This window comes from Actinomyces procaprae, assembly GCF_004798665.1.
GTDB lineage: Bacteria > Actinomycetota > Actinomycetes > Actinomycetales > Actinomycetaceae > Actinomyces > Actinomyces procaprae.
Genome location: NZ_CP039292.1, coordinates 2,011,846 through 2,032,454 on the forward strand (window position 1 = coordinate 2,011,846; position 20,609 = coordinate 2,032,454).

16 protein-coding genes and 1 rRNA gene are annotated in these 20,609 nt (G+C 69.8%); 1 reads left to right on the top strand and 16 read right to left on the bottom strand.

Annotated features, from left to right (window positions below):
• Window positions 1-101 precede the first annotated feature (101 nt).
• From E4J16_RS08080 to pheS, 16 genes are all read right to left on the bottom strand, one after another.
• A 16S ribosomal RNA gene (locus E4J16_RS08080) occupies window positions 102-1,664 on the bottom strand.
• Window positions 1,665-2,077: 413 nt separating this feature from the next.
• Complete coding sequence (gene tyrS, locus E4J16_RS08085) at window positions 2,078-3,340, bottom strand: tyrosine--tRNA ligase (RefSeq protein WP_136313724.1); 1,263 nt, start codon at window positions 3,338-3,340, stop codon at window positions 2,078-2,080.
• Window positions 3,341-3,521: 181 nt separating this feature from the next.
• Window positions 3,522-4,181 (bottom strand): endonuclease III domain-containing protein, encoded by a 660-nt coding sequence (locus E4J16_RS08090; RefSeq protein ID WP_136313725.1) that lies wholly within the window; start codon window positions 4,179-4,181, stop codon window positions 3,522-3,524.
• Window positions 4,178-4,816, bottom strand: coding sequence for a class I SAM-dependent methyltransferase (locus E4J16_RS08095; protein WP_136313726.1), 639 nt, complete (start codon window positions 4,814-4,816; stop codon window positions 4,178-4,180). Before E4J16_RS08095 ends, E4J16_RS08090 begins: the two co-directional genes overlap by 4 nt.
• On the bottom strand, window positions 4,813-5,523 hold the full coding sequence (locus E4J16_RS08100; RefSeq protein WP_136313727.1) for a DNA-3-methyladenine glycosylase: 711 nt from the start codon (window positions 5,521-5,523) through the stop codon (window positions 4,813-4,815). The genes E4J16_RS08095 and E4J16_RS08100 overlap by 4 nt, the downstream gene beginning before the upstream one ends.
• A 10-nt stretch (window positions 5,524-5,533) precedes the next feature.
• Window positions 5,534-7,057 carry an argininosuccinate lyase gene (gene argH / locus E4J16_RS08105; protein WP_136313728.1) on the bottom strand — a complete coding sequence of 508 codons (1,524 nt, stop codon included), beginning with the start codon at window positions 7,055-7,057 and terminating at the stop codon, window positions 5,534-5,536.
• Window positions 7,058-7,064: 7 nt separating this feature from the next.
• Window positions 7,065-8,477: an O-antigen ligase family protein gene (locus tag E4J16_RS08110; protein ID WP_240038074.1), complete on the bottom strand. Its 1,413-nt coding sequence runs from the start codon at window positions 8,475-8,477 to the stop codon at window positions 7,065-7,067.
• Between the two features lie 312 nt (window positions 8,478-8,789).
• On the bottom strand, window positions 8,790-10,013 hold the full coding sequence (locus E4J16_RS08115) for an argininosuccinate synthase (protein WP_136192178.1): 1,224 nt from the start codon (window positions 10,011-10,013) through the stop codon (window positions 8,790-8,792).
• An 84-nt stretch (window positions 10,014-10,097) separates the two neighbouring features.
• Window positions 10,098-10,652: an arginine repressor gene (locus tag E4J16_RS08120; protein ID WP_187271420.1), complete on the bottom strand. Its 555-nt coding sequence runs from the start codon at window positions 10,650-10,652 to the stop codon at window positions 10,098-10,100.
• 2 nt (window positions 10,653-10,654) lie between these two features.
• The gene (locus tag E4J16_RS08125; protein WP_136313729.1) at window positions 10,655-11,902 is read right to left on the bottom strand and encodes an acetylornithine transaminase; all 1,248 of its coding nucleotides are present in this window, start codon (window positions 11,900-11,902) and stop codon (window positions 10,655-10,657) included.
• Window positions 11,899-12,834, bottom strand: a complete 936-nt coding sequence (argB, locus tag E4J16_RS08130) for an acetylglutamate kinase (RefSeq protein WP_136192181.1) — start codon at window positions 12,832-12,834, stop codon at window positions 11,899-11,901. The genes E4J16_RS08125 and argB overlap by 4 nt, the downstream gene beginning before the upstream one ends.
• Window positions 12,831-14,027 (bottom strand): bifunctional glutamate N-acetyltransferase/amino-acid acetyltransferase ArgJ, encoded by a 1,197-nt coding sequence (gene argJ / locus E4J16_RS08135; protein ID WP_136192182.1) that lies wholly within the window; start codon window positions 14,025-14,027, stop codon window positions 12,831-12,833. The genes argB and argJ overlap by 4 nt, the downstream gene beginning before the upstream one ends.
• Window positions 14,024-15,124 (bottom strand): N-acetyl-gamma-glutamyl-phosphate reductase, encoded by a 1,101-nt coding sequence (gene argC / locus E4J16_RS08140; RefSeq protein ID WP_204519769.1) that lies wholly within the window; start codon window positions 15,122-15,124, stop codon window positions 14,024-14,026. The genes argJ and argC overlap by 4 nt, the downstream gene beginning before the upstream one ends.
• A gap of 112 nt (window positions 15,125-15,236) precedes the next feature.
• Window positions 15,237-15,728, bottom strand: coding sequence for a flavodoxin domain-containing protein (locus E4J16_RS08145; RefSeq protein WP_136192458.1), 492 nt, complete (start codon window positions 15,726-15,728; stop codon window positions 15,237-15,239).
• Window positions 15,729-15,806: 78 nt separating this feature from the next.
• Window positions 15,807-18,461, bottom strand: a complete 2,655-nt coding sequence (gene pheT, locus E4J16_RS08150) for a phenylalanine--tRNA ligase subunit beta (protein WP_136313731.1) — start codon at window positions 18,459-18,461, stop codon at window positions 15,807-15,809.
• A 1-nt stretch (window position 18,462) separates the two neighbouring features.
• Entirely contained in the window at window positions 18,463-19,551 is a 1,089-nt protein-coding gene (gene pheS, locus E4J16_RS08155) for a phenylalanine--tRNA ligase subunit alpha (RefSeq protein WP_136313732.1), read from the bottom strand.
• A gap of 180 nt (window positions 19,552-19,731) precedes the next feature.
• Here pheS and E4J16_RS08160 point away from each other — a divergent pair, with 180 nt between their 5' ends.
• Window positions 19,732-20,580, top strand: coding sequence for a MerR family transcriptional regulator (locus tag E4J16_RS08160; protein ID WP_136192186.1), 849 nt, complete (start codon window positions 19,732-19,734; stop codon window positions 20,578-20,580).
• Window positions 20,581-20,609 lie beyond the last annotated feature (29 nt).

Consider the following 20,609-nt stretch of genomic DNA (forward strand, 5'->3'; position numbering starts at 1 on the left):
GAGGAGAACCACGGGGCCCCGCACGGCCAGGCCCACAACAGGCCCGAGAAAAACCACACGGAGTGCCTGCCTGCCCGGCCAGCGCCAAACAGTCTCCCTAGAAAGGAGGTGATCCAGCCGCACCTTCCGGTACGGCTACCTTGTTACGACTTCGTCCCAATCACCAGCCCCGCCTTCGACCGCTCCCCATAGGGCCACGGGCTTCGGGCGTCACCGGCTTTCATGACGTGACGGGCGGTGTGTACAAGGCCCGAGAACGTATTCACCGCGGCGTTGCTGATCCGCGATTACTAGCGACTCCAACTTCACGGTGCCGAGTTGCAGGCACCGATCCGAACTGAGACCGGCTTTAAGGGATTCGCCCCGCCTCACGGCATCGCAACCCACTGTACCGGCCATTGTAGCATGCGTGAAGCCCAAGACATAAGGGGCATGATGATTTGACGTCATCCCCACCCTCCTCCGAGTTCACCCCGGCAGTCTCCCGCGAGTCCCCGCCACAACGCGCTGGCAACACGGGACAGGGGTTGCGCTCGTTGCGGGACTTAACCCAACATCTCACGACACGAGCTGACGACAACCATGCACCACCTGCAGGCCGGCCCGCACCACAAAAGCAGCACGGGAACCACCGTCTCCGGCAGCAGCCGACCCATGTCAAGCCTTGGTAAGGTTCTTCGCGTTGCATCGAATTAATCCGCATGCTCCGCCGCTTGTGCGGGCCCCCGTCAATTCCTTTGAGTTTTAGCCTTGCGGCCGTACTCCCCAGGCGGGGCACTTAACGCGTTAGCTACGGCGCGGAAGCCCCGGAAAGGGCCCCCACACCCAGTGCCCAACGTTTACGGCGTGGACTACCAGGGTATCTAATCCTGTTCGCTCCCCACGCTTTCGCTCCTCAGCGTCAGCAACGGCCCAGAGACCCGCCTTCGCCACCGGTGTTCCTCCTGATATCTGCGCATTCCACCGCTACACCAGGAGTTCCAGTCTCCCTACCGCGCTCAAGCCAGCCCGTACCCACCGCAAGCCCCCAGTTAAGCCAGGGAATTTCACGGCAGACGCGACCAGCCGCCTACAAGCCCTTTACGCCCAGTAATTCCGGACAACGCTCGCGCCCTACGTATTACCGCGGCTGCTGGCACGTAGTTAGCCGGCGCTTCCTAACCCGGCTACCGTCAACCCACCCACAAACGAGGCAGGCCTTCACCACCGGAAAAAGAGGTTCACAACCCGAAGGCCTCCATCCCTCACGCGACGTCGCTGCATCAGGCTTCCGCCCATTGTGCAATATTCCCCACTGCTGCCTCCCGCAGGAGTCTGGGCCGTATCTCAGTCCCAGTGTGGCCGTCCACCCTCTCAGGCCGGCTACCCGTCAAAGCCTTGGTAAGCCATCACCCCACCAACAAGCTGATAGGCCGCGAGCCCATCCCCCACCGGAACAACAAAAAGCTGAACCTATACCAACCCACCCATGCAGGCAGGCCAGACCACCCCGTATTAGCCGCCCTTTCAAGCAGTTATCCAGGAGAAGAGGGCAGGTCACTCACGTGTTACTCACCCGTTCGCCACTAACCAACCCACCAAAAAAGCAGGCCAGCCCGTTCGACTTGCATGTGTTAAGCACGCCGCCAGCGTTCGTCCTGAGCCAGGATCAAACTCTCCAAACAAAACAAAAACCAAACAAAGAAACCAACAAAAAAAACACCAACCAAACAAACAAACACGACACACTATCGAGATCCCAAACAACACACCCACCGAGTGTCCGCAATACCTTGCCGGTCATTACTTCTTCTCGGAAGCGCCGGAGGAACTTTAGCGAACCGCGCGATCCGGGTCAAACCGGGAATCCGTGATTCCCGTCTCGGTCAGCGGCTCTGTTCAGTTACTCCGTTCCGCCTTCCCGGGTGAACCCCGTTCCTGGCGGCAGGGGATTACTTTACGCACCCGCCCTGCCGCGGTCAAACAGATCGGCGGTGACAACAGCCACATGCCGTTGTCACCGCCGCTGGCACCCGGTATTCGCCGGGGCCTGCCCACTACACCCAGTCGGCATGGTCGCCGCTCAGCGCGAGTGTTGTCATGCCCTTCTGGCGACCGCGAGATTGCGCCTGCCCTTCCGAATGAGGACCACGCCCCCGGCAAGCACTTGCTCCGCCCCCACCGGCGCGTCCTCGTCGGTGACCTTGACGTTGTTGAGGTAGGCGCCGCCGGCCGCGACCGTCTTCCGCGCCGCGTTACGGCCCTTCTCCAACCCGGAGGCCACCAGCAGGTCGACGATCGTTGACTCGCCGACCTCGAGTGCTGCGGCAGGCAGGTCGGCGGTCGCAGCCGCAAGCGTCTGCGCATCCAACTCGCTCAGCTCTCCCCTCCCCCACAACGCCGCGGTAGCGGCCTCGGCCTGCGCAGTCGCCTCCACCCCATGAACCCAGGTGGTCACCTCGTGTGCCAGGGCGCGCTGCGCCTCTCGGGCCTTCGGATTCGTTGCCACGGACTCCTCCAACCGCTCGATCTCCTCACGCGGCAGGAAGGTGAATACCTTGAGGAAGCGGACGACGTCGGCGTCCTCGACCTGGAGCCAGAACTGGTAGAACGCGTAGGGGCTGAGCATTTCAGGGTCGAGCCAGATCGCACCGCCCTCGGTCTTGCCGAACTTGGTTCCGTCAGCCTTGGTGATCAGCGGGTTGGTCATCACGTGAACCGAGGCACCCTCGACCTTGTGAATCAGGTCCATGCCACCCACCAGATTGCCCCACTGGTCGTTGCCACCCACCTCAAGGGTGCAGCCGTGACGGCGGAATAACTCCAGGTAGTCGTTTGCCTGGAGGATCTGGTAGCTGAACTCGGTGAAGGAGATGCCCTCCTCACTGGCCAGGCGGCGGGCCACAATGTCCTTGGACAGCATCGTCCCCATGCGGAAGTGCTTGCCGAGATCGCGCAGGAAGTCGATCGCGGACAGCTGCGCGGTCCAGTCCAGGTTGTTGACGATACGGGCGGGATTGTCGCCCTCGAAGTCGAGCAGGTGCTCAAGCTGCTCCCGCATCCCCTGTGACCAGCCGGCCACGACCTCCTTCGTATTCAGCGTCCGCTCGCCCTTGGCGCGCGGGTCACCGATGAGCCCCGTGGCGCCACCCACCAGGGCCAGCGGATGATGGCCGGCCAGCTGCAGGTGCCGCATGACCTTGACCGCGACAAGGTGACCGTGATGCAGGGAGGGCGCGGTCGGGTCGAAGCCGCAATAGAAGGTGACCGGTCCGGCGTTCAGCGCTGCGCGCAGCGCGTCGATGTCGGTGTGCTGGGCGATGAGGCCCCGCCACTGCAACTCATCCAGGATGTCGGTCACGGTCCTGTGCCTTCCCATGTCTGCTCCCGGCACATGCAAGCCGGGGCCGGGGCGGTTGCCCGGCGCGGGCTAGTCTGCCACGGCCGTGCCGCATGCCAGACGAAGTGTCAGGAGAGCGGACATGCGCCTCCCCCGAGATCGGCGCCTCATCCCCGGTACATCCTCTGGATGCACGCAATATCTATCGGGGCCGCGCCACGGCAATGCCGATCGTGGGGCCGTAGGCCTCCCACCCGCCGGCCGCCCGGGCGCGCTTGCCCGCTTCGATGATCAGTCCGTGCAGGTCTACCAGCTCCGCATGGCTGAGTCCCTCGGCATCGATGTGGGACTCCAGGGCCTTCCTGGTGGTCTCGTAGTCGTGGCCGACGGCGTAGCCGGCCTGTCGTAGCAGACGCCGCCCGTAGGCGTCGAAGATGAAACGACGCCTGCCATAGACCATGAGCGCCGCCACATCGACGCTTTCCGGCCCAATGCCGGGCAAGGACAGCAGCGCGGCGCGCAGGGCGTCGTCGTCCAGCTCCACCGCGGCCTTCCCGTCCGCGGACAGCATCCAGGCGGCGAAGGCGCGCAGCGCACGCGACTTGGCCCGCATGAAGCCGGCCGGGCGGATGAGCGCGGTCAGCTCCGTGTCGGTCAGGCGCAGCAGCCTGTCCGCCTCGAATCCGGTGGCCTCCCACAGCAGCGCAAGGGCGCGCTCGACATTCGTCCAGGCGGTGTTCTGCACCAGTACGATCCCGCACACGTATTCGAAGGGGGTCCGCGCGGGCCATACCGGAGTCTCCCCCAGCGCGGCGTGCGGGAGCGTCAGTAGGTCGCGCACCGGCAGTGGGTCGCCGGTCATTGCCCCGCCCCCCTCGGGCGGTCCCAGACCAGTGAGTAGCGCCAGTAGAAGCGACGACGCATCCGGGACCCCGGCAGGATCCGGGCGGACGCCGCGCGAATCTCCTGCAGCGACTCGCGCGCCGGCGCCGTGGGCACACCGACATCGCGCCTTTCGCCGTGCAGCAGGCTCGCGATCCGAATGGGTACCACGCTCATGGCGCTCAGCGCCCAATCCCAGGCAGAGGCGTTGGCGGCCAGCCCGACGATCAGGAGCCGACCTCCCGGAGCGACCAGTGCGGCCAGCTGCTCCAGCCCCGCCTCCAGCGGCAGGTGGTGCAGGACCGCCACGCAGGTGACGGTGTCGAACTCTCCAAGGCAGTCGGTCGCGCCCGGCGCCAGCACGTCCGCCTGCCGCACATCGGCTCCGGGGAGCCCGGTCAGGCGCGCGCGAGCACGGCTCGCGGTATCCGGATCGGTCTCGATCCCGACGACCTGGTCGCACACGGCTGCGAGCCGTTCCATGAGCAGTCCCTCACCGCAGCCCACGTCCAGGGCCCGCCCGCCGCGGCGGGCGGCGTCCGCCACGAGCTCTTTGTGGAAGGCCGCATTGTGGTTCCAGTAGCGGTTGGAATGCGCGGTGCCTGCGGCGCTCATCGTCTGCTCCCGCCCCGGCTGCGTGGACGCGCGGGCTTGTAGGGAGAGACCGTCGGCTCGCCGTCGATCCAGAAGCGCCACGGGTAGGCGACGCCGTCTCCGCCGGAGCCGGACACACCGGTGCGCGGGCCGGTGCAGATACAAGCGGGGTCCGGTGCGCCTCCCGGTACGGGCAGCGTCAGGACCACGCGGGAGCCCGCCGGACCGAGCCGGACGCCGTCGTCGTCCCGGGTCAGGCCGAGTGCCTGACACAGGCGGGCCGGCCCACGTGCCAGGTCGCGGTCGGTGCGGGCGGCGGGCCGACGCCGGCGCGCCAGGTCGAGTCCGTCCACAACCTCCCCGCCGCGCAGCAGTACGGCGCGGGAGCACCCGGCGGGGCCGCAGACGATATTCGCGCAGTAGTGCATGCCGTAGGTGAAATAGACGTAGATGGCGCCGGCGGCCTCGAACATGGAGGCGTTGCGGGCGGTGCGGCCGCGGTAGGCGTGCGAGCCCGGGTCCGCCTCACCCCGGTAGGCCTCGACCTCCGTCAGGCGCACCGACACCAGACCCTGCGGTGAGTTGGTGGTCAGCACCGCGCCGAGCAGCCGCGGAGCCACGTCGACCGGGTCGTCGGCAAGCAGCCGGGCGATGTCCGCGGGCACGCCCGGCGCGCCGGCGGGGTCATCGTGGGGAGACTCCGTCCCCACCGCCTCCGACCACGTCATGCGCCCGTCCCTATGACTCCCGGACGGTGGTCCCGCCGGGCTCCGCCCCGGCGTCGGCGGGACCGTCGAGCAGGGAGCCCTCCCAGGAGAACACGCGCAGCTCGGCGGAGTGCTCGACGGCGCGAGCCAACTGCTCGACCACGCGCACCGGGGCGGTTCCTCCGTGGCCGGCCCGGGCGGCGACGGATCCCTCGGCGGAGAGCACGCTGCGCACTTGCGGCGTCAGCCGCGGATCGATGGCGGCGAAGTCAGCGTCGGTCAGGTCCCACAGCTCGATGCCGCGCCCCTCGCAGGCGCGCACGCAGGCACCGGAGAGCTCGTGGGCCTCGCGGAAGGGAACCCCCTGCTTGACCAGCCACTCGGCGATATCGGTTGCCAGGGAGAAGCCCTGCGGCGCCAACTGCGCCATGCGCTCATAGTTCAGGCGCATGGTGGCGACCATGCCGGACACGGCGGGCAGCAGCACGGCGAGCGTGTCGACGGCGTCGAAGACCGGCTCCTTGTCCTCCTGCAGGTCGCGGTCGTAGGCGAGCGGCAGGGCCTTGAGGGTGGCCAGCAGCCCGGCCAGGTCGCCGATGAGGCGGCCGGCCTTGCCCCGGGCCAGCTCGGCGACGTCGGGATTCTTCTTCTGCGGCATGATGGACGAACCGGTGGAGAAGGAGTCGTCGAGGGTGACGAAGTCGAACTCCTTGGTGTTCCAGATGACGATCTCCTCTGCCAGGCGGGAGACGTCCACCGCGGTCATGGCCAGGATGAAGGACATCTCCGCGACCGTGTCACGGGCGGAGGTGCCGTCGATGGAGTTCTCGCAGGCGGCGTCGAAGCCCAGGTCGGCGGCGACGGCGTCGGGGTCGAGCCCGAGTGTGTTGCCGGCCAGGGCGCCCGATCCGTAGGGGCTGACGGCGGCCCGCGCATCCCAGTCCTGCAGCCGCTCGACGTCGCGCATCAGCGGCCAGGCGTGGGCGAGCAGTTGATGGGCGACCAGCACCGGCTGGGCGTGCTGCATGTGGGTGCGCCCAGGCATGATGGCCTCGCCGGCGGCGGCTGCCTGGTCGACGAGGGCGTCGACGACGTCGAGGACCAGCCCGGCCAGGTGGCGGGCCTGATCGCGCAAGTACATGCGGATCAGGGTGGCGATCTGGTCATTGCGGGAGCGGCCCGCACGCAGCCTGCCGCCCAGATCCGCCCCGGCGCGTTCCATCAGCCCGCGTTCAAGCGCGGTGTGAACATCCTCATCGGCGGGCGTCGGGGCGAAGGCGCCAGAGACGACGTCGTCCTCCAGATCGCCCAGGGCGTCCAGCATGCCGTCCAACTGGGCGTCGTCGAGCAGGCCGGCGGCGCGCAGGGCGCGGGCGTGCGCACGCGAGCCGGCGATGTCGTAGCGGGCCAGGCGCCAGTCGAAGTGCGTGGAGACGGACAGGGCCGCCAGTGCATCGGCGGGACCGCCGGTGAAGCGCCCGCCCCACAGGCTGATGCCGGCGGGGGCTGCGGGAGTCGCGGGGGCGGAGGGGGACTGGCTCGGCTGACTCGTCATGGGGCCATCATGGCGTATCGGAGTGGGTGAGCGTGAGCCGGCCCGAGGCGTGGACCGGTCCCGGGTCCTCAAGACGAGGGCCTGCTGCCGCAGCACCTGAGTGCATGCCGTTACGGCTGCGCTCGTACAGGCGGTGCAGGCCCAGCCACGTGCCCAGCGCGCACACAAGCACCCAGTTGCCCTCGCTGAGCAGCCGCGACTCGGTGAAGGACTGCACCGTAAGCGCCGTCATGAGCAGCGCGGGCAGCAGCACCGAGGCGTCGGAGTCGATGTTGCGCAGAGCCAGCCGGAAGGAGCGGAACAGGAGCAGCAGCACCAGCACCACCACGAGCGCCGCCCCGACCACGCCGGTCTGGAACAGTGCCTCAATGTAGGCGTTGTGCGCGCTCATAGTCGGGGTGCCGTCCGGACGGACCACCAGTGTGGCGAAAACGGGCAGCCACGGCACCCAGTACATGATCCAGCCCCACCCCAGGATGGTGTGCTCCTCCCACAGGTCCAGAACCCGTTGCCAGATCTCCCAGCGTCCCGACATGTCCGCGCTGCGTCCGAGCACCGCCGTCACCTGCGAGTGCAGGCCGATCGCAGCGGCGACCAATGCCACCCCCACAGCCGCCGCCGTCATCAGCAGGACCGGGCGCAGGCGCACGGGAGCATGCCGCACCAGCCAGAGCAGCAGGCATATGGCGACGCACACCACCAGCGCCACGGATACGGTCGCCGAGCCGGTGAGCACCAGCACCAGCACGGACAACGCCGTCCACACCGCCAGTCCCAGCGGCCGCACCCGCCGGTCGGCCCAGCGCACCGCGACGCACAGCAGGGTGAGCAGGGCGATGAAGGCCAACGGGTTGCGGTTACCGACGATTCCTTGAATCGGTCCCCCGCGGGCCAGGTCGCCGTTCACCCAGTAGTAGGAGATCGGGACCTCGTCCCAGTCCCGCATGTACAGCGGAATGAGCGGATGGCGCAGCACCAGTGCGACCCAGGCCTCCAGCAACAGGCTCAGCACGAGCGTGGCCTCCAGGGCCCGGCTGAGCGCGTCGGTCATCTGCCGTAGCGACAATCCGCAGGCGAGCAGCACACCCGCAGCACTGGTGGCCACCATCAGCAGCGCCGCCAGCGCGGTTTCCTCCGGATACTGGGACCACAGGACACTCAGCACGCAGACGCCTACGTAGGCGCTCGTCACCGGCGGCAGTGCGCGCCACGGAACCCGATGCCCCTCGTACAGGAATACGAGCAGGAGCACGATGCCGCTGACCGCGGCAATCAGGCCGAAGGCCCACCAGCCGACGACGTTGCGCACTCCCTGTCCGGAGAAGGTCAGGAAGAACGCCCAGGTTCCCACGGCCGGCAGCAGCGGGCGGCGTGAACCGCGCACCGCGGCCGCCATTGGGGCGTGGGCCTTAGCTGACACGCTCTCCTCCTCGTACTCGTCCCCGTATCCGGGCCCGGGCGGCCGTTCGGGACATGCGGTTGTCACAGGGGCTCGTTGCGGCACCGACCGCAGCGGCCTGCTGTTGCCGTAGCGTAACCGCATCTGTTAGTTCGCGAGCCGGAATGCGGAGCGATTTCAATCGCCGGAGCGCCGACGCGCACGACTACCGGTGCACGGCGGGCGGCTTCTTGGCCCCACTGGTATGCCGATGGCCGACGCCCCGTGGAGGGACGCCGACCATCGGTGGCAAGACCGTGACGTGTAGCGGCGTGCTTGTGCGCCGCCGGGGCGCTAGAAGGAGACCCCCCGTCCCAGGCGCACATCGCGGGCGGCGGCGAGCTTGGACTGCATGCCGTAGATCTCAATGAAACCCCGTGAGGAGGACTGGTCGAAGGTGTCGCCGGTCTCGTAGGTGGCCAGGTTGAAGTCGTACAGGCCGGTTTCGGTCCGCCGCCCATTGACCGTGGCACGGCCCCCGTGCAGCACCATGCGGATGTCACCGGTCACGTAGTACTGCGTGTCCTCGATGAAGGCGTCCATGGAGCGCTTGAGCGGCGAGTACCACTGGGCCTCGTAGACGAGCTCGCTCCACGTCTGCTCCAGCTGCCGCTTGTAGCGGCGCTGCAGGCGCTCCAGGGTGACCGACTCCAGCGCCTGGTGTGCCTCAATGAGCGCGACGGCGCCGGGAGCCTCGTAGATCTCCCTGGACTTGATGCCGACCAGCCGGTCCTCAACCATGTCGATACGGCCCACGCCCTGGGCGCCGGCGCGGCGGTTGAGCTCCTGGATCGCCTCCAGCGGGGTAACCGCCTTGCCGTCGATCGCGGTGGGCACGCCCTGCTCGAAGTGGATGACGACCTCGTCGGGCAGCGGCGGGTAGGTGGGGTCGTCGGTGTAGACGTAGACGTCCTTGGTGGGCGCGTTCCACAGGTCCTCGAGGAAGCCGGTCTCGATGGCACGGCCCCAGACGTTCTGATCGATGGAGAAGGGGTTGTGCTTGGTGGTCTCGATCGGCAGGTCGTGCTTCTCCGCGTACTCGATGGCGACGTCGCGGGTCAGGGCGAGGTCCCTCACCGGGGAGATGCAGTTCATATCCGGGGCCATGGAGGTGATGGCCACCTCGAAGCGGACCTGGTCGTTGCCTTTGCCGGTGCAGCCGTGGGCGACAGTACTGGCACCGAACTCGCGGGCGGCCCGCACCAGGTGCTTGGCGATCACCGGACGAGACAAGGCGGACACCAGCGGGTACTTGCCCTCGTACAGCGCGTTCGCCTTCAACGCGGGCATGCAGTACTCCTCGGCGAACTCCTCGCGCGCGTCGGCCACGTAGGCCTCCACGGCACCGCAGTCGAGAGCTCGCTGGCGGATCACCTCCAGGTCCTCACCGCCCTGGCCGACGTCGACCGCGACGGTAACAACCTCTCGGCCGGTCTGCTCACCGATCCAGCCGATCGCGACGGAGGTGTCCAGGCCCCCGGAGTAGGCGAGGACGACACGGTCCTGGTGCTTGCTCATATGTGTTCTGTTTCTTTCTCTGTGGTGTCCGATAGAAGACAAGTTTGGAGTGGATGCTTCGGGTGCGGTGGGGCGGGCCGGGGATCAGCCGTGCGGACCCGGGCCGGCCAGGGCCAGTAGGTGCGCGGCCACATCTGCGGCCACCGCCTCGGAACGGGTGATCACCAGCACGGTGTCGTCCCCGGCGATGCACCCGAGCACACCCGGAAGCATCGCGTCGTCGACCGCGCCGGCCAGCAGCTGGGCGGCGCCCGCAGGGGTGCGCAGGACCAGCTGGTTGCCGGCCCACTCGGCGGTGACCACCAGGTCGGCGCACCAGCGGGCCAGGCGGGCGGTGGTGTGCTCGGTCAGGGGCTCATCGTCACCGCCGATGGGCGGGACCTGGCCGGGGGCGCCGGCCTCGGGGATGGCATACACCTGCGTTCCGCCGACTGAGCGGACCTTAGTGGCGCGCAGTTCCACCAGGTCGCGCGACAGCGTCGCCTGCGTGGTGGTCACCCCGTGCCGGGCCAGTGCCTCACGCAGCTCCGCCTGGGAGTGGATGCGCTCGTGGCCGAGGATCCGGGCGATCAGGGCGTGCCGGGCCGCCTTGGTCGAGGGCGTGCCGGCACCGTCAAGGGCGGGTGCGTCGTGGGCCATCGTCATGCCGCCGCGCGCCCGCCCAGGACGTCGGCCAGTGTCACGGTGAAGCCGTCGGCGTCGTCGTCGGACAGGATCAGGGGCGGTGCCAGCCGGAGGGTGTCCGGCCGGGGCGGGTTGACGATGAAGCCGCGCCGCTCCAGGTCGGCCGCAACCTGCGCAGCCGGGCCGACGGCGTCTGCCAGACCGATCCCGCGCAGCAGGCCGGCTCCGCGTACCTCGGTCACGCCGGACACGGCGGCCAGCTCAGCCGCCCACCGGTCCCCCAGCTCGGTGACCCGCTCAAGCAGGCGCTGTGAGCGGATCGTGTCGATGACGGCCAGGGCCGCGGCCGCGGCCACCGGGTTGCCGCCGAAGGTGGTGCCGTGCTGGCCCGGCCCGAGTAGCCCGGCCGCGGCGCCGACTGCGACGGTGGCGCCGATCGGCATTCCCCCGCCCAGCCCCTTGGCGAGAGTGACCACATCCGGGACCACGCCGGGGGCGAGCAGGTGATGCGCCATCCAGGCACCCGTGCGGCCCATGCCGGTCTGCACCTCGTCGAGGATCAGCAGTGCACCCGCCGCGGAGGTGAGTTCCCGCGCGGCCTCCAGGTAACCGGCCGGCAACGGGCGTACCCCGGCCTCCCCCTGGATGGGTTCCACGAACAGGGCGGCAACATCATCACCCATGGCTTCGCGCAACGCGTCGACGTCACCGGCGGGAATGAACTCCACCCCACCCGGCAGGGGCTCGAAGGGCTCGCGGTAGGCGGCCTTGTGCGTCAGTGCCAGCGCGCCCATGGTGCGGCCGTGGAAGGCCTCCTCAAGGGCGAGCACACGGGGGCGGGAGGGGCCGCCATGGCGCCGGGCAATCTTGAAGGCCGCCTCATTCGCCTCCGCGCCGGAGTTGGCCAGGAACACCCGGGCATCGCCGTGCGCTTCCGGGTACACCAGTGCCGCCAGGTTCTCGGCAAGGGTGATCTGCGCCGGTGAGGTGAACAGGTTGGAGATGTGTCCCAGGGTGCCCAGCTGCTCGGTGACCGCGGCGACCAGGGCCGGATGGGCGTGGCCCAGGCAGTTGACCGCGATGCCGGCCAGCAGGTCGACGTACTCGTTGCCGTCGGCGTCCCAGACATGGGCGCCCCGTCCGCGCACGAGCACGCGGGAGGGCGTGCCGAAGGTGTTCATGACCGCGTCGGCGTAGCGGCCTCGCCAACTCTCATTGGTGCCGGTAGCCGTGGCTGCGGTGAAATCGGGTTCGGGGCTGGTCATAGCGTGGCGCCTCCTTTCGTGCGCGACTGCGGAATGACATCGGGATGGACCACGGTGCCGACGCCGTCGTCGGTGACGATCTCCAGCAGCATGGAGTGGGGCTGGCGCCCGTCGACGACGTGGGCCTGCCCGACGCCGCCGCGCACGGCCCGCAGGCAGGCCTCCATCTTGGGGACCATGCCGCTGGACAGTTCGGGCAGGAGCGCCTCGAGCGCGTCGGCGCCGATGCGGGAGACCAGCGAGTCCTTCTCCGGCCAGTTGGAGTACAGGCCCTCCACGTCTGTGAGCACGATGAGCTTCTGTGCCCTCAGGGAGACGGCGAGGGCCGCGGCCGCGGTGTCGGCGTTGACGTTGAGCACCGTTGTCGCGTCGGCGACCAGGGGGGCGACCGAGGAGACGACCGGGATGCGGCCCTGGTCGAGCAGCTCGATCACGGAGCGGGGGTCGACCTCCACGACGTCGCCGACCAGGCCGACGTCGACGCTCTCACCGTCCACGGTGGCCAGGCGCTGGCGGGCGCGCAGCAGGCCGCCGTCCTCTCCGGAGATGCCCACGGCGGCGGAGCCGAACTCGTTGAGCAGGCTCACCAGCTCACGCTGCACGCCCCCGGTGAGCACCATGCGCACCACGTCCATGACCTCGGGAGTCGTCACGCGCAGCCCGCCCCTGAACTCGGACTCGATGCCGAGCCGCGCCAGCATGGCGCTGATCTGGGGGCCGCCGCCGTGGACGACGACGGGCCGCAGCCCCACCTGGTGCAGGAAGAGGACATCCTGGGCGAAGGCGCGTTTGAGGTCTTCGTCAACCATGGCGTTGCCGCCGTACTTGATGACGATGGTGGCGCCCTTGTAGGCGCGCAGCCAGGGCATGGCCTCAAGCAGGACGGAGGCCTTCTGGGTGGGAGTCAACGAAGCGGGAAGCGTAGTGGTCATGTCGTGTAGTCCGCGTTGATGGTTACGTATCCGTGGGTGAGGTCGTTGGTCCAGACGGTGGCCGCGGCGTCGCCGGCGTTCAGGGCGATGTCGATGCGGGTCTCGCGCGGGGTCATGTCCACGGTGGAGCGGTCCTCGCCGAGGGCGCCGTGGCGGTAGATCGTCACCCCGTTGATGGCTACATCCACGGCGTCGGGGTCGAAGGGGCACAACGCCTCGGGAACAGTACCGAGCTGGGAGACGACGCGCCCCCAGTTGGGATCCTCCCCGGCCACGGCGCACTTGAGCAGGTTGGAGGCCGAGACGGTGCGGGCCGCCACCTCCGCCGCGGACTCGGTGACCGCGCCGGTGACGGTGATGGCGATGTCGTGGGTGGCGCCCTCCGCATCGGCCACCAGCCGGCGTCCGAGGCGGCCCAGCAGCTCCTGGACGGCGGCGCCGAAGTCCTGCGCCGTCGGGGTCGTCCCGGAGGCACCGGAGGCGAGCAGCAGCACGGTGTCGTTGGTGGACATGCAGCCGTCGGAGTTGATGCGGCCCACGGTGCGGGCGGCGGCCCGGGACAGGGCGGACTGGGCGGTGTAGGCATCGACGACGGCGTCGGTGGTGATCACGCACAGCATGGTGGCGAGGCCGGGGGCGAGCATGCCCACGCCCTTGATCATGCCGCCAATGGTCCAGCCGTCCAGGTGGAGGGTGTCCTCCTTGGAGACCGTGTCCGTGGTCATGATCGCGGTGGCGGCTGCATGTCCCGCCTCCGCCGTGGTGTCCAGTGCCTGGGCTGCGGTGGCGGCCCCCGCCAGCAGTGCCGTCATATCCAGTGGGACGCCGATGACACCGGTGGAGCACACCAGCACCTGGCCCGCCTGTATGCCCGGGTGATCGTCGGCCAGCAGCTCGGCGACGCGGTCGGCGGTGGCAGCCGTGTCGGCGGCGCCCTGGGGGCCGGTGCAGGCGTTGGCCGAGCCGGAGTTGAGAATCACCGCACGGGCGGCGCCGGCCCGGCCGCGTCCCCCCGCCAACACGCTGCGGCACCATTGCACGGGGGCGGCGGCGACCCGGTTAGTGGTGAACACGCCTACGGCTACATCCAGGGGGCCGTCGTTGACCACCAGGGCGAGGTCGCGCTTGCCCGACTCCTTGAGCCCGGCACTGATCCCGGCGGCGCGGAAACCGGCGGCGGCGGTGACGCTCACGGGGCGACTCCTTCGGTGATGACCCCGGTGACCTCGGGCAGGCCGAGGGCGAGGTTGAGGGACTGGATGGCGGCAGAGGCGGTGCCCTTGCCGAGGTTGTCGATGGCGCAGATGATGACGGCGCTCTCCGCTGCGGCGTCGTAGGCGACCTGGACGGTCGCCAGGCCGGTACCGGTGACGGCGCCGGTAACGGGCCAGGTGCCCTCGGGCAGCAGATGGATCAGGGGCTCACCGCCGCCGGTGCCGCCGTAGACGCGCTGCCACGCGTCGCGCAGGAGGGCGCCCGGATTGTCCGCTGCGCGCACGGCCTCGGTGACCGGCGCGGTCACGGTGGCGAGAATGCCACGGCTCATGGGCACCAGCACCGGGGTGAAGGACAGCCGGACGGCCCCGGGGGCGGCACCGGCCACCTGGAGGTTCTGGATGATCTCGGGAATGTGCCGGTGGGTGCCGCCGACGGCGTAGGGCTGCGCGGAGCCGAGGGCCTCGGAGGCGGTCAGGTGTGGCTTGAGGGCCTTGCCGGCCCCGGAGTAGCCCACGGCCAGGACGGTACTGATCCGGGCGGGGTCGATGAGTCCGGCGGCGATGCCTGGCTGGGCGGCGAGAGTCACTGCGGTGACATTGCAGCCGGGGACGGCGATGCGGCGGGTGGAGGCGAGCTCGGCGCGTTGTGCGGCGGCGGCCCCCTCACCGTCATGCAGCAGCTCGGGCATGCCGTAGGTCCAGGCGCCGGCGTAGTCGGTGCCGTAGAACCGCTGCCAGGCGGCGGCGTCGGTGAGCCGGTGGTCGGCGCCGCAGTCCACGAGGATGGGGGTCGGGCCGGGGGCCTCCTCCAGGGCTGCGGTGATGGCCCCCGAGACGCCGTGCGGCAGCGCCAGCACCACAATGTCGTGCCCGGCCAGGTGCTCGACGTCGGTCGGGGTGACCTCTCGGTCGGCCAGGGAGATCAGGTGGGGGTGGTGCTGCCCCAGGCGGGTGCCGACCGAGGCGTTGGCGGTTACGTTGCCGATCTCGATCTCGGGATGGGCGGCAAGAAGGCGAAGCACCTCTCCGCCGGCGTACCCGGTCGCTCCGGCGACCGCTGCTGTCCAAGTCACCCGGAAACCATACATCCGACTGGATACATATGCACAACCGGCTCGGGGCGCAGCCGAGTCGGCTTACTCACAGCACGCGCGCAGCCGCGCCCCAGCGAGCCACCGGCTTGGTTCAGTGCGCTGCCAGGGCCTCGGCGATCGACCTGCTCCACTCACGTACCGCATCCAGATCACGGAAGTCCCCCTCAGAGGCGCCGCCCATGCGGGCGATCGAGCGCTCACGCAGCGTCAGTGCGGAGGGGTTGAAGCGTCCGGCGAAAGTGACGTGGTCCTCAGGGTCGATGGACAGCAGCACCGGGCCGATCCTGTGCGGATCGGAGATCTTGCCCTTGGGCAGCCCGGACAGCCCCACCGAGAACGCCCACACCGGGTGGGACTGCAGCTCCTCATGGAAACGCTCGGTGAAGTCGACGGCCTCGGGGGTCCAGCGCGTCATGTACACGGCGCTTCCCAGCACGAAGGCGTCATATCCCGCGACGTCGGTAACGTCCTCGGGATGGGCCTGGTCCACGTCGTGGCCCGCGGCTCGCAGCTCCTGCGCAATGACCGCACCGACCTCGTCGGTGGAGCCGTGGCGGGAGGATGATGTGAGCAGGATCTTCATGGCCTCAGTATCGCCGTGCGGGTCGGCTTCCCGCAGCGCGTCACGCATCGGAACGACCATCCGTGACCACCCCCACACTCATGCGCGCAGCTCGGCACCAAGACGCTTGGCGGCACGCTTGACCACGCGCTTGCGCACCGCGGCGGTCTCCTCAGCCGTGAGGGTCCGGTCTGCCGCACGCAGTCGCAGGGAGAGGGCCAGGGACTTGCGCCCCTCCCCGAGCTGCGGGCCACGGAAGACATCGAACAGGCGTACCTCCTCGGCCAGGTCCCCGGCCGCCTCGCGCACCACCTGCTCAACCGCGGCGGCGGTGACCGACTCGTCCACGACCAGGGCCACATCCTCCTTCGCGGCCGGGAAAGTGGACACCGGACGCACCTGGAGGACGCCGACTTCTGCGGCGGCCGCCAGCAGCGGCTCCAGGTCGAGTTCGACGGCGCAGGCCCGGGGAGGCAGCCCGAGGTTACGGGCGACGCGCGGGTGCAGCTCGCCGGCGTGGGCGATCAGCGCTCCGGGCACCAGTTCGCGGCCCTGCCGGACAGCGGGAAGCCGCACCTCAGCGGTGCGTCCGGGATGCCAGGGCGCGTAGGGAGCCTGCGGGGCGGCCACTTCGACAGCGACGCCCAGCGCGGCGGCGATGGTGCGCACCAACTGGATGGCGTCCGCCCAGTCCCAGGGGCGGGCGGCACCGAGCACGCCGGCGCGCTCCCGGTCCCCGGCCAGGACGACGCCCACGTGCGTGGGCTGGGCCGGGATGCCGGCGTTCAGCGCGGCGATCTCCGCCTCGGAGGGGCGGTGGTCCACGCCCGGGATGGGCGCCGGCACGGTCCCGGCGGGGTGGGTGACACTGCCGACCTCGAAGACGGCAAGGTCCTCCAGACCGCGGGAGACGTTGCGGCGGGCCACCTCCAGCAGGGAGTCGAGCACGCTTGTGCGCAGCAGCGGGGCGTCGTCGGCCAGTGGGTTGGCCAGGCGCATCGCCGCTCGGCGCGGATCGTCGGCGGGCAGCTCGAGACGGTCGTGCGCATCGCCGATGAACGGGTAGGACAGCACCTGCGTGAGGCCGGCGTCGGCGAGAATGCGCACCACGTCGCGGCGGGCGCGCTGCCGGAATGTCAGGCCCGTCCCCGCAGGCGCCACCGGCACGATGGAGGCGATGTTGTCGTAGCCGTCCAGGCGGGCGACCTCCTCCGCGAAGTGGGCGGCGCCCACCAGGTCCGGCCGCCAGGTGGGCGGGGTGACCGCGAGGAGCTCCACGCCGTCGGCGTCCGTTCCGGCCGGCTCAACCGTGCAGCCGATGGCGCGCAGCAGTTCGGTGACGCGGGCGGTGCCGTAGGCGACGCCGGTCAGGCGCTGCGCGGCGTCGGCGCGGATGGTGATCGGCTGCGGCGCGACGGTGCGGTTGACGTCGGTGGCTACCGCATCGGCGGTGCCGCCGCCGTACTGGACCAGCAGGTCCACGGCACGCTGCGCGGCCACGGGAGCGAGCTCGGTGTCCACGCCGCGCTCGTTGCGCCTGGAGGACTCGGTGGGCAGCTTGTGCCTGCGGGCGGAGCGGGCGATGGACACGGCGTCGAAGTGGGCGGCCTCGATGAGCACGTCGGTGGTCTCGGCGTCGATCTCCGTCTCCGCGCCGCCGAACACGCCCGCGAGCACCAGCGGCCGGGAGCCCTCCCCGGACGGGGAGTCGGTGATCAACAGGTCCTCGCCGTCCAGGGTGCGGGTGACCTCGTCGAGGAAGGTGAGGGGCTCCCCCTTCCGGGCGCGGCGCACCACGATCGGGGCGGCCAGCTTGTTCAGGTCGAAGGCGTGCAGCGGCTGGCCCAGATCCAGCATCACGTAGTTGGTCACGTCCACGGCCAGGCTGATCGGGCGCATGCCGGCGGCGATCAGGCGGTCCTGCATCCACTTCGGGGAGGTGGCGGAGGGGTCGATGCCGCGCACCACGCGGGCGACGTAGCGGTCCACGCCCGGGCGGCCGTGGATGGGGGCGGTGTCCTCGGCGAAGCGCACGGGGAAGCCGTCCGCCCCGGCCGGGACGATTCCCTGCGGGAAGCGCTCGGGGTTGGTGGCGTCGGCCGGGTCCGTGAAGGCGGCCCCGGTGGCGTGGGAGTACTCGCGCGCCACGCCGCGCATGGAGAAGCAGTAGCCGCGGTCCGGGGTGATGTTGATCTCCAGGACCTCCTCCCCCAGTCCGAGCAGGCCGATGGCGTCACTACCCGGGGCGGGGATCTCCTCGCCGTCGCGACCGTGGGCGGCCAGCCAGCGCTCGAGCACGATGATGCCGGAGTGGTCGTTGCCGAGGCCGAGCTCCCGCTCGGAGCAGATCATGCCGTCGGAGATGTGCCCGTAAGTCTTGCGGGCGGCGATGGTGAAGTCGCCGGGCAGGACCGCTCCGGGCAGCGAGACCACCACGTGGTCGCCGGCCTCGAAGTTGTGGGCGCCGCACACGATGCCACGGCTGGGCAGCTCGGATGGCTCCTTGCCGGTTCCGGGGGCGTCGTTGTGCTGGCCGACGTCGACGCGGCAGTAGTTGATCACCTTGCCGTTCTTCTGCTCCTTGGCCTCACGGGTCAGCACCCGGCCGACGACGAGGGGGCCGGTGACGGCGGGGGGAACGATGCGCTCCTCCTCCAGTCCGACCTTGACCAGGTCGGCGGCCAGCTGCGCGGCGCTCGTTCCTACAGGGATGTCTACGTGCTCGCGGAGCCACTCGATCGGGACGTACGGCATGTCAGTTACCCCTTCCGGTGGTGCCGAACTGCTGGGAGAAGCGGATATCGCCCTCGACGATGTCGTGCATGTCGGCGATGCCGTGACGCAGCATGAGGGTGCGCTCCAGGCCCATGCCGAAGGCGAAGCCGGTGTAGACCTCCGGGTCGATACCGCAGGCGGTCAGCACATTGGGGTTGACCATGCCGCAGCCGCCCCACTCGATCCAGCCGGGTCCGCCCTTCTTCTGCGGGAACCACAGGTCCATCTCGGCGCTGGGCTCGGTGAAGGGGAAGAAGGACGGCCGCAGCCGGGTGCGTGCCTCCGGCCCGAACATGACACGGGCGAAGTGGTCCAGGGTGCCCTTCAGGTGTGCCATGGTCAGGCCCTTGTCCACGGCGATGCCCTCGACCTGGTGGAACACGGGCGTGTGGGTGGCGTCCAGCTCGTCGGAGCGGAAGACCTTACCGGGGCAGGCCACATAGATGGGAGGGGCCTGATTCAGCATCACGCGCGCCTGCACCGGCGAGGTGTGGGTGCGCAGTACCAGGTTCGCCGTCGCGCCCGGGGCGCCGCCCACGGAGGCGCCGTCGACGTAGAAGGTGTCCTGCATCTGGCGGGCTGGGTGGTCGGCGTCGAAGTTGAGGGCGTCGAAGTCGAACCACTCGTGCTCGACCTCCGGTCCCTCGGCGATCGACCAGCCCATGGCGGTGAAGAAGTCGGAGACCTCGTCGATGAGGACGTCCAGTGGGTGGCGGGCGCCGGCGGCGGTGCGGTCGGTGGGGACGGTGACGTCGACGGCCTCGGTGGCCAGCATCTTCGCCTCGGCCTCGGCCTCGAGTACCTCCTGGCGGGCGGCCAGGGCGGCGGAGATACGGCCGCGAGCGCCGCCGAGCAGCTTGCCGGCGGCGGCTTTGGCGGCACGGTCGGGCAGTCGGCCGATCTCCCGGTTGGCCAGGGCCAGAGCGGAGGCGTCGCCGACGTAGGTCAAACGGGCCTCCTTCAGCGCAGCGAGGTCGGCGGCGGCGTCGACAGCGTCGATGGCCTGGACGACGAGGGCGTTGACGCCGGCCTCGTCCGTTGGCGAGAGAGCGCCGGGGGCGTCAGTCATATGCGGTTGCCTTCCACCAGATGAGTCGGGAATCTCCGGGGCCAGATTAGTCCGCGCCGCGCCAGGGCCCGAAATCGTCTCAGCAGCGGCCCGCGCGGCGTGGGCCCGCCTGCGCACCTCTCCTGGGCGGAGACCGGCGGGCCTTGACGGTGACGTTACGTCACCTGCTGGGATGGGTGCATGCGCATCAAGGAGATGGCCGACCTGGCCGGCACCACCCCGCGGGCGGTGCGTCACTACCACCGCCTGGGACTGCTGCCGGTGCCGCCGACCGTGCGCGGGCGGCGGGAGTACGGGCTGGCACACCTGGCCCGGCTCATGCGGATCCGTTGGCTGGCCGACGGCGGGCTGCCCCTGGCGCAGATCGCCGAGGTGCTCGCCCAGGATCCGGGTGGCGCCGACCGGGAAGCGGTGCTGCACAGCCTGCGGGCCACTAGGGACACGGTTATTGCGCGCCGCCGCGAGCTGCAGGCGCAGGAGGCCCGTATCGACGAGTTGATCGCCCGAGTCGAGGACGGTGAGGGGCTGGAGCCGATCCCCCAGTTGCTGGTGCGCTTCTACGACGCCGTGCAGGCACGCCTGGAGGAGGAGGGCTTGAACAGCCGCGGACTGCGGGCCGAACGGCAGGTGGTGACGGCGCTGGCCGCCCTGGGCCTGGTCCCCGACAGCATCGGCACCTTCCTGGCCGAGCTGGATGCCGCGGAGTGGGAGGCGGGCGTACGCATCTACGCCCAGATCGCCCGCCTGGAGCAGCTGGGCGGAGAGGAAGCCCGCACCGCGGCCCTCGACCTGGCCGAGGAGACCTGGGAGTACACCCTCCGGCACCGGTCTACGGCGCTGGCCGCATTCTCCGACTTTCCGACCGGATCTCCGGGTCGCACCACCTGGCGGCTGACCCAGATGATCACCGATACCTACACCGGACCGGCACAGCACCTGTACCTCGACCGTTTCCTGGAGCTGCTCCTGGCCGATCCGGACTTCGCCGTCGTCATTCGGCGCCTGGCCGGTGACGAGCCCGCGCTGTAAGCGGCTCCTGCTCCGGGCCGTCCCTGATC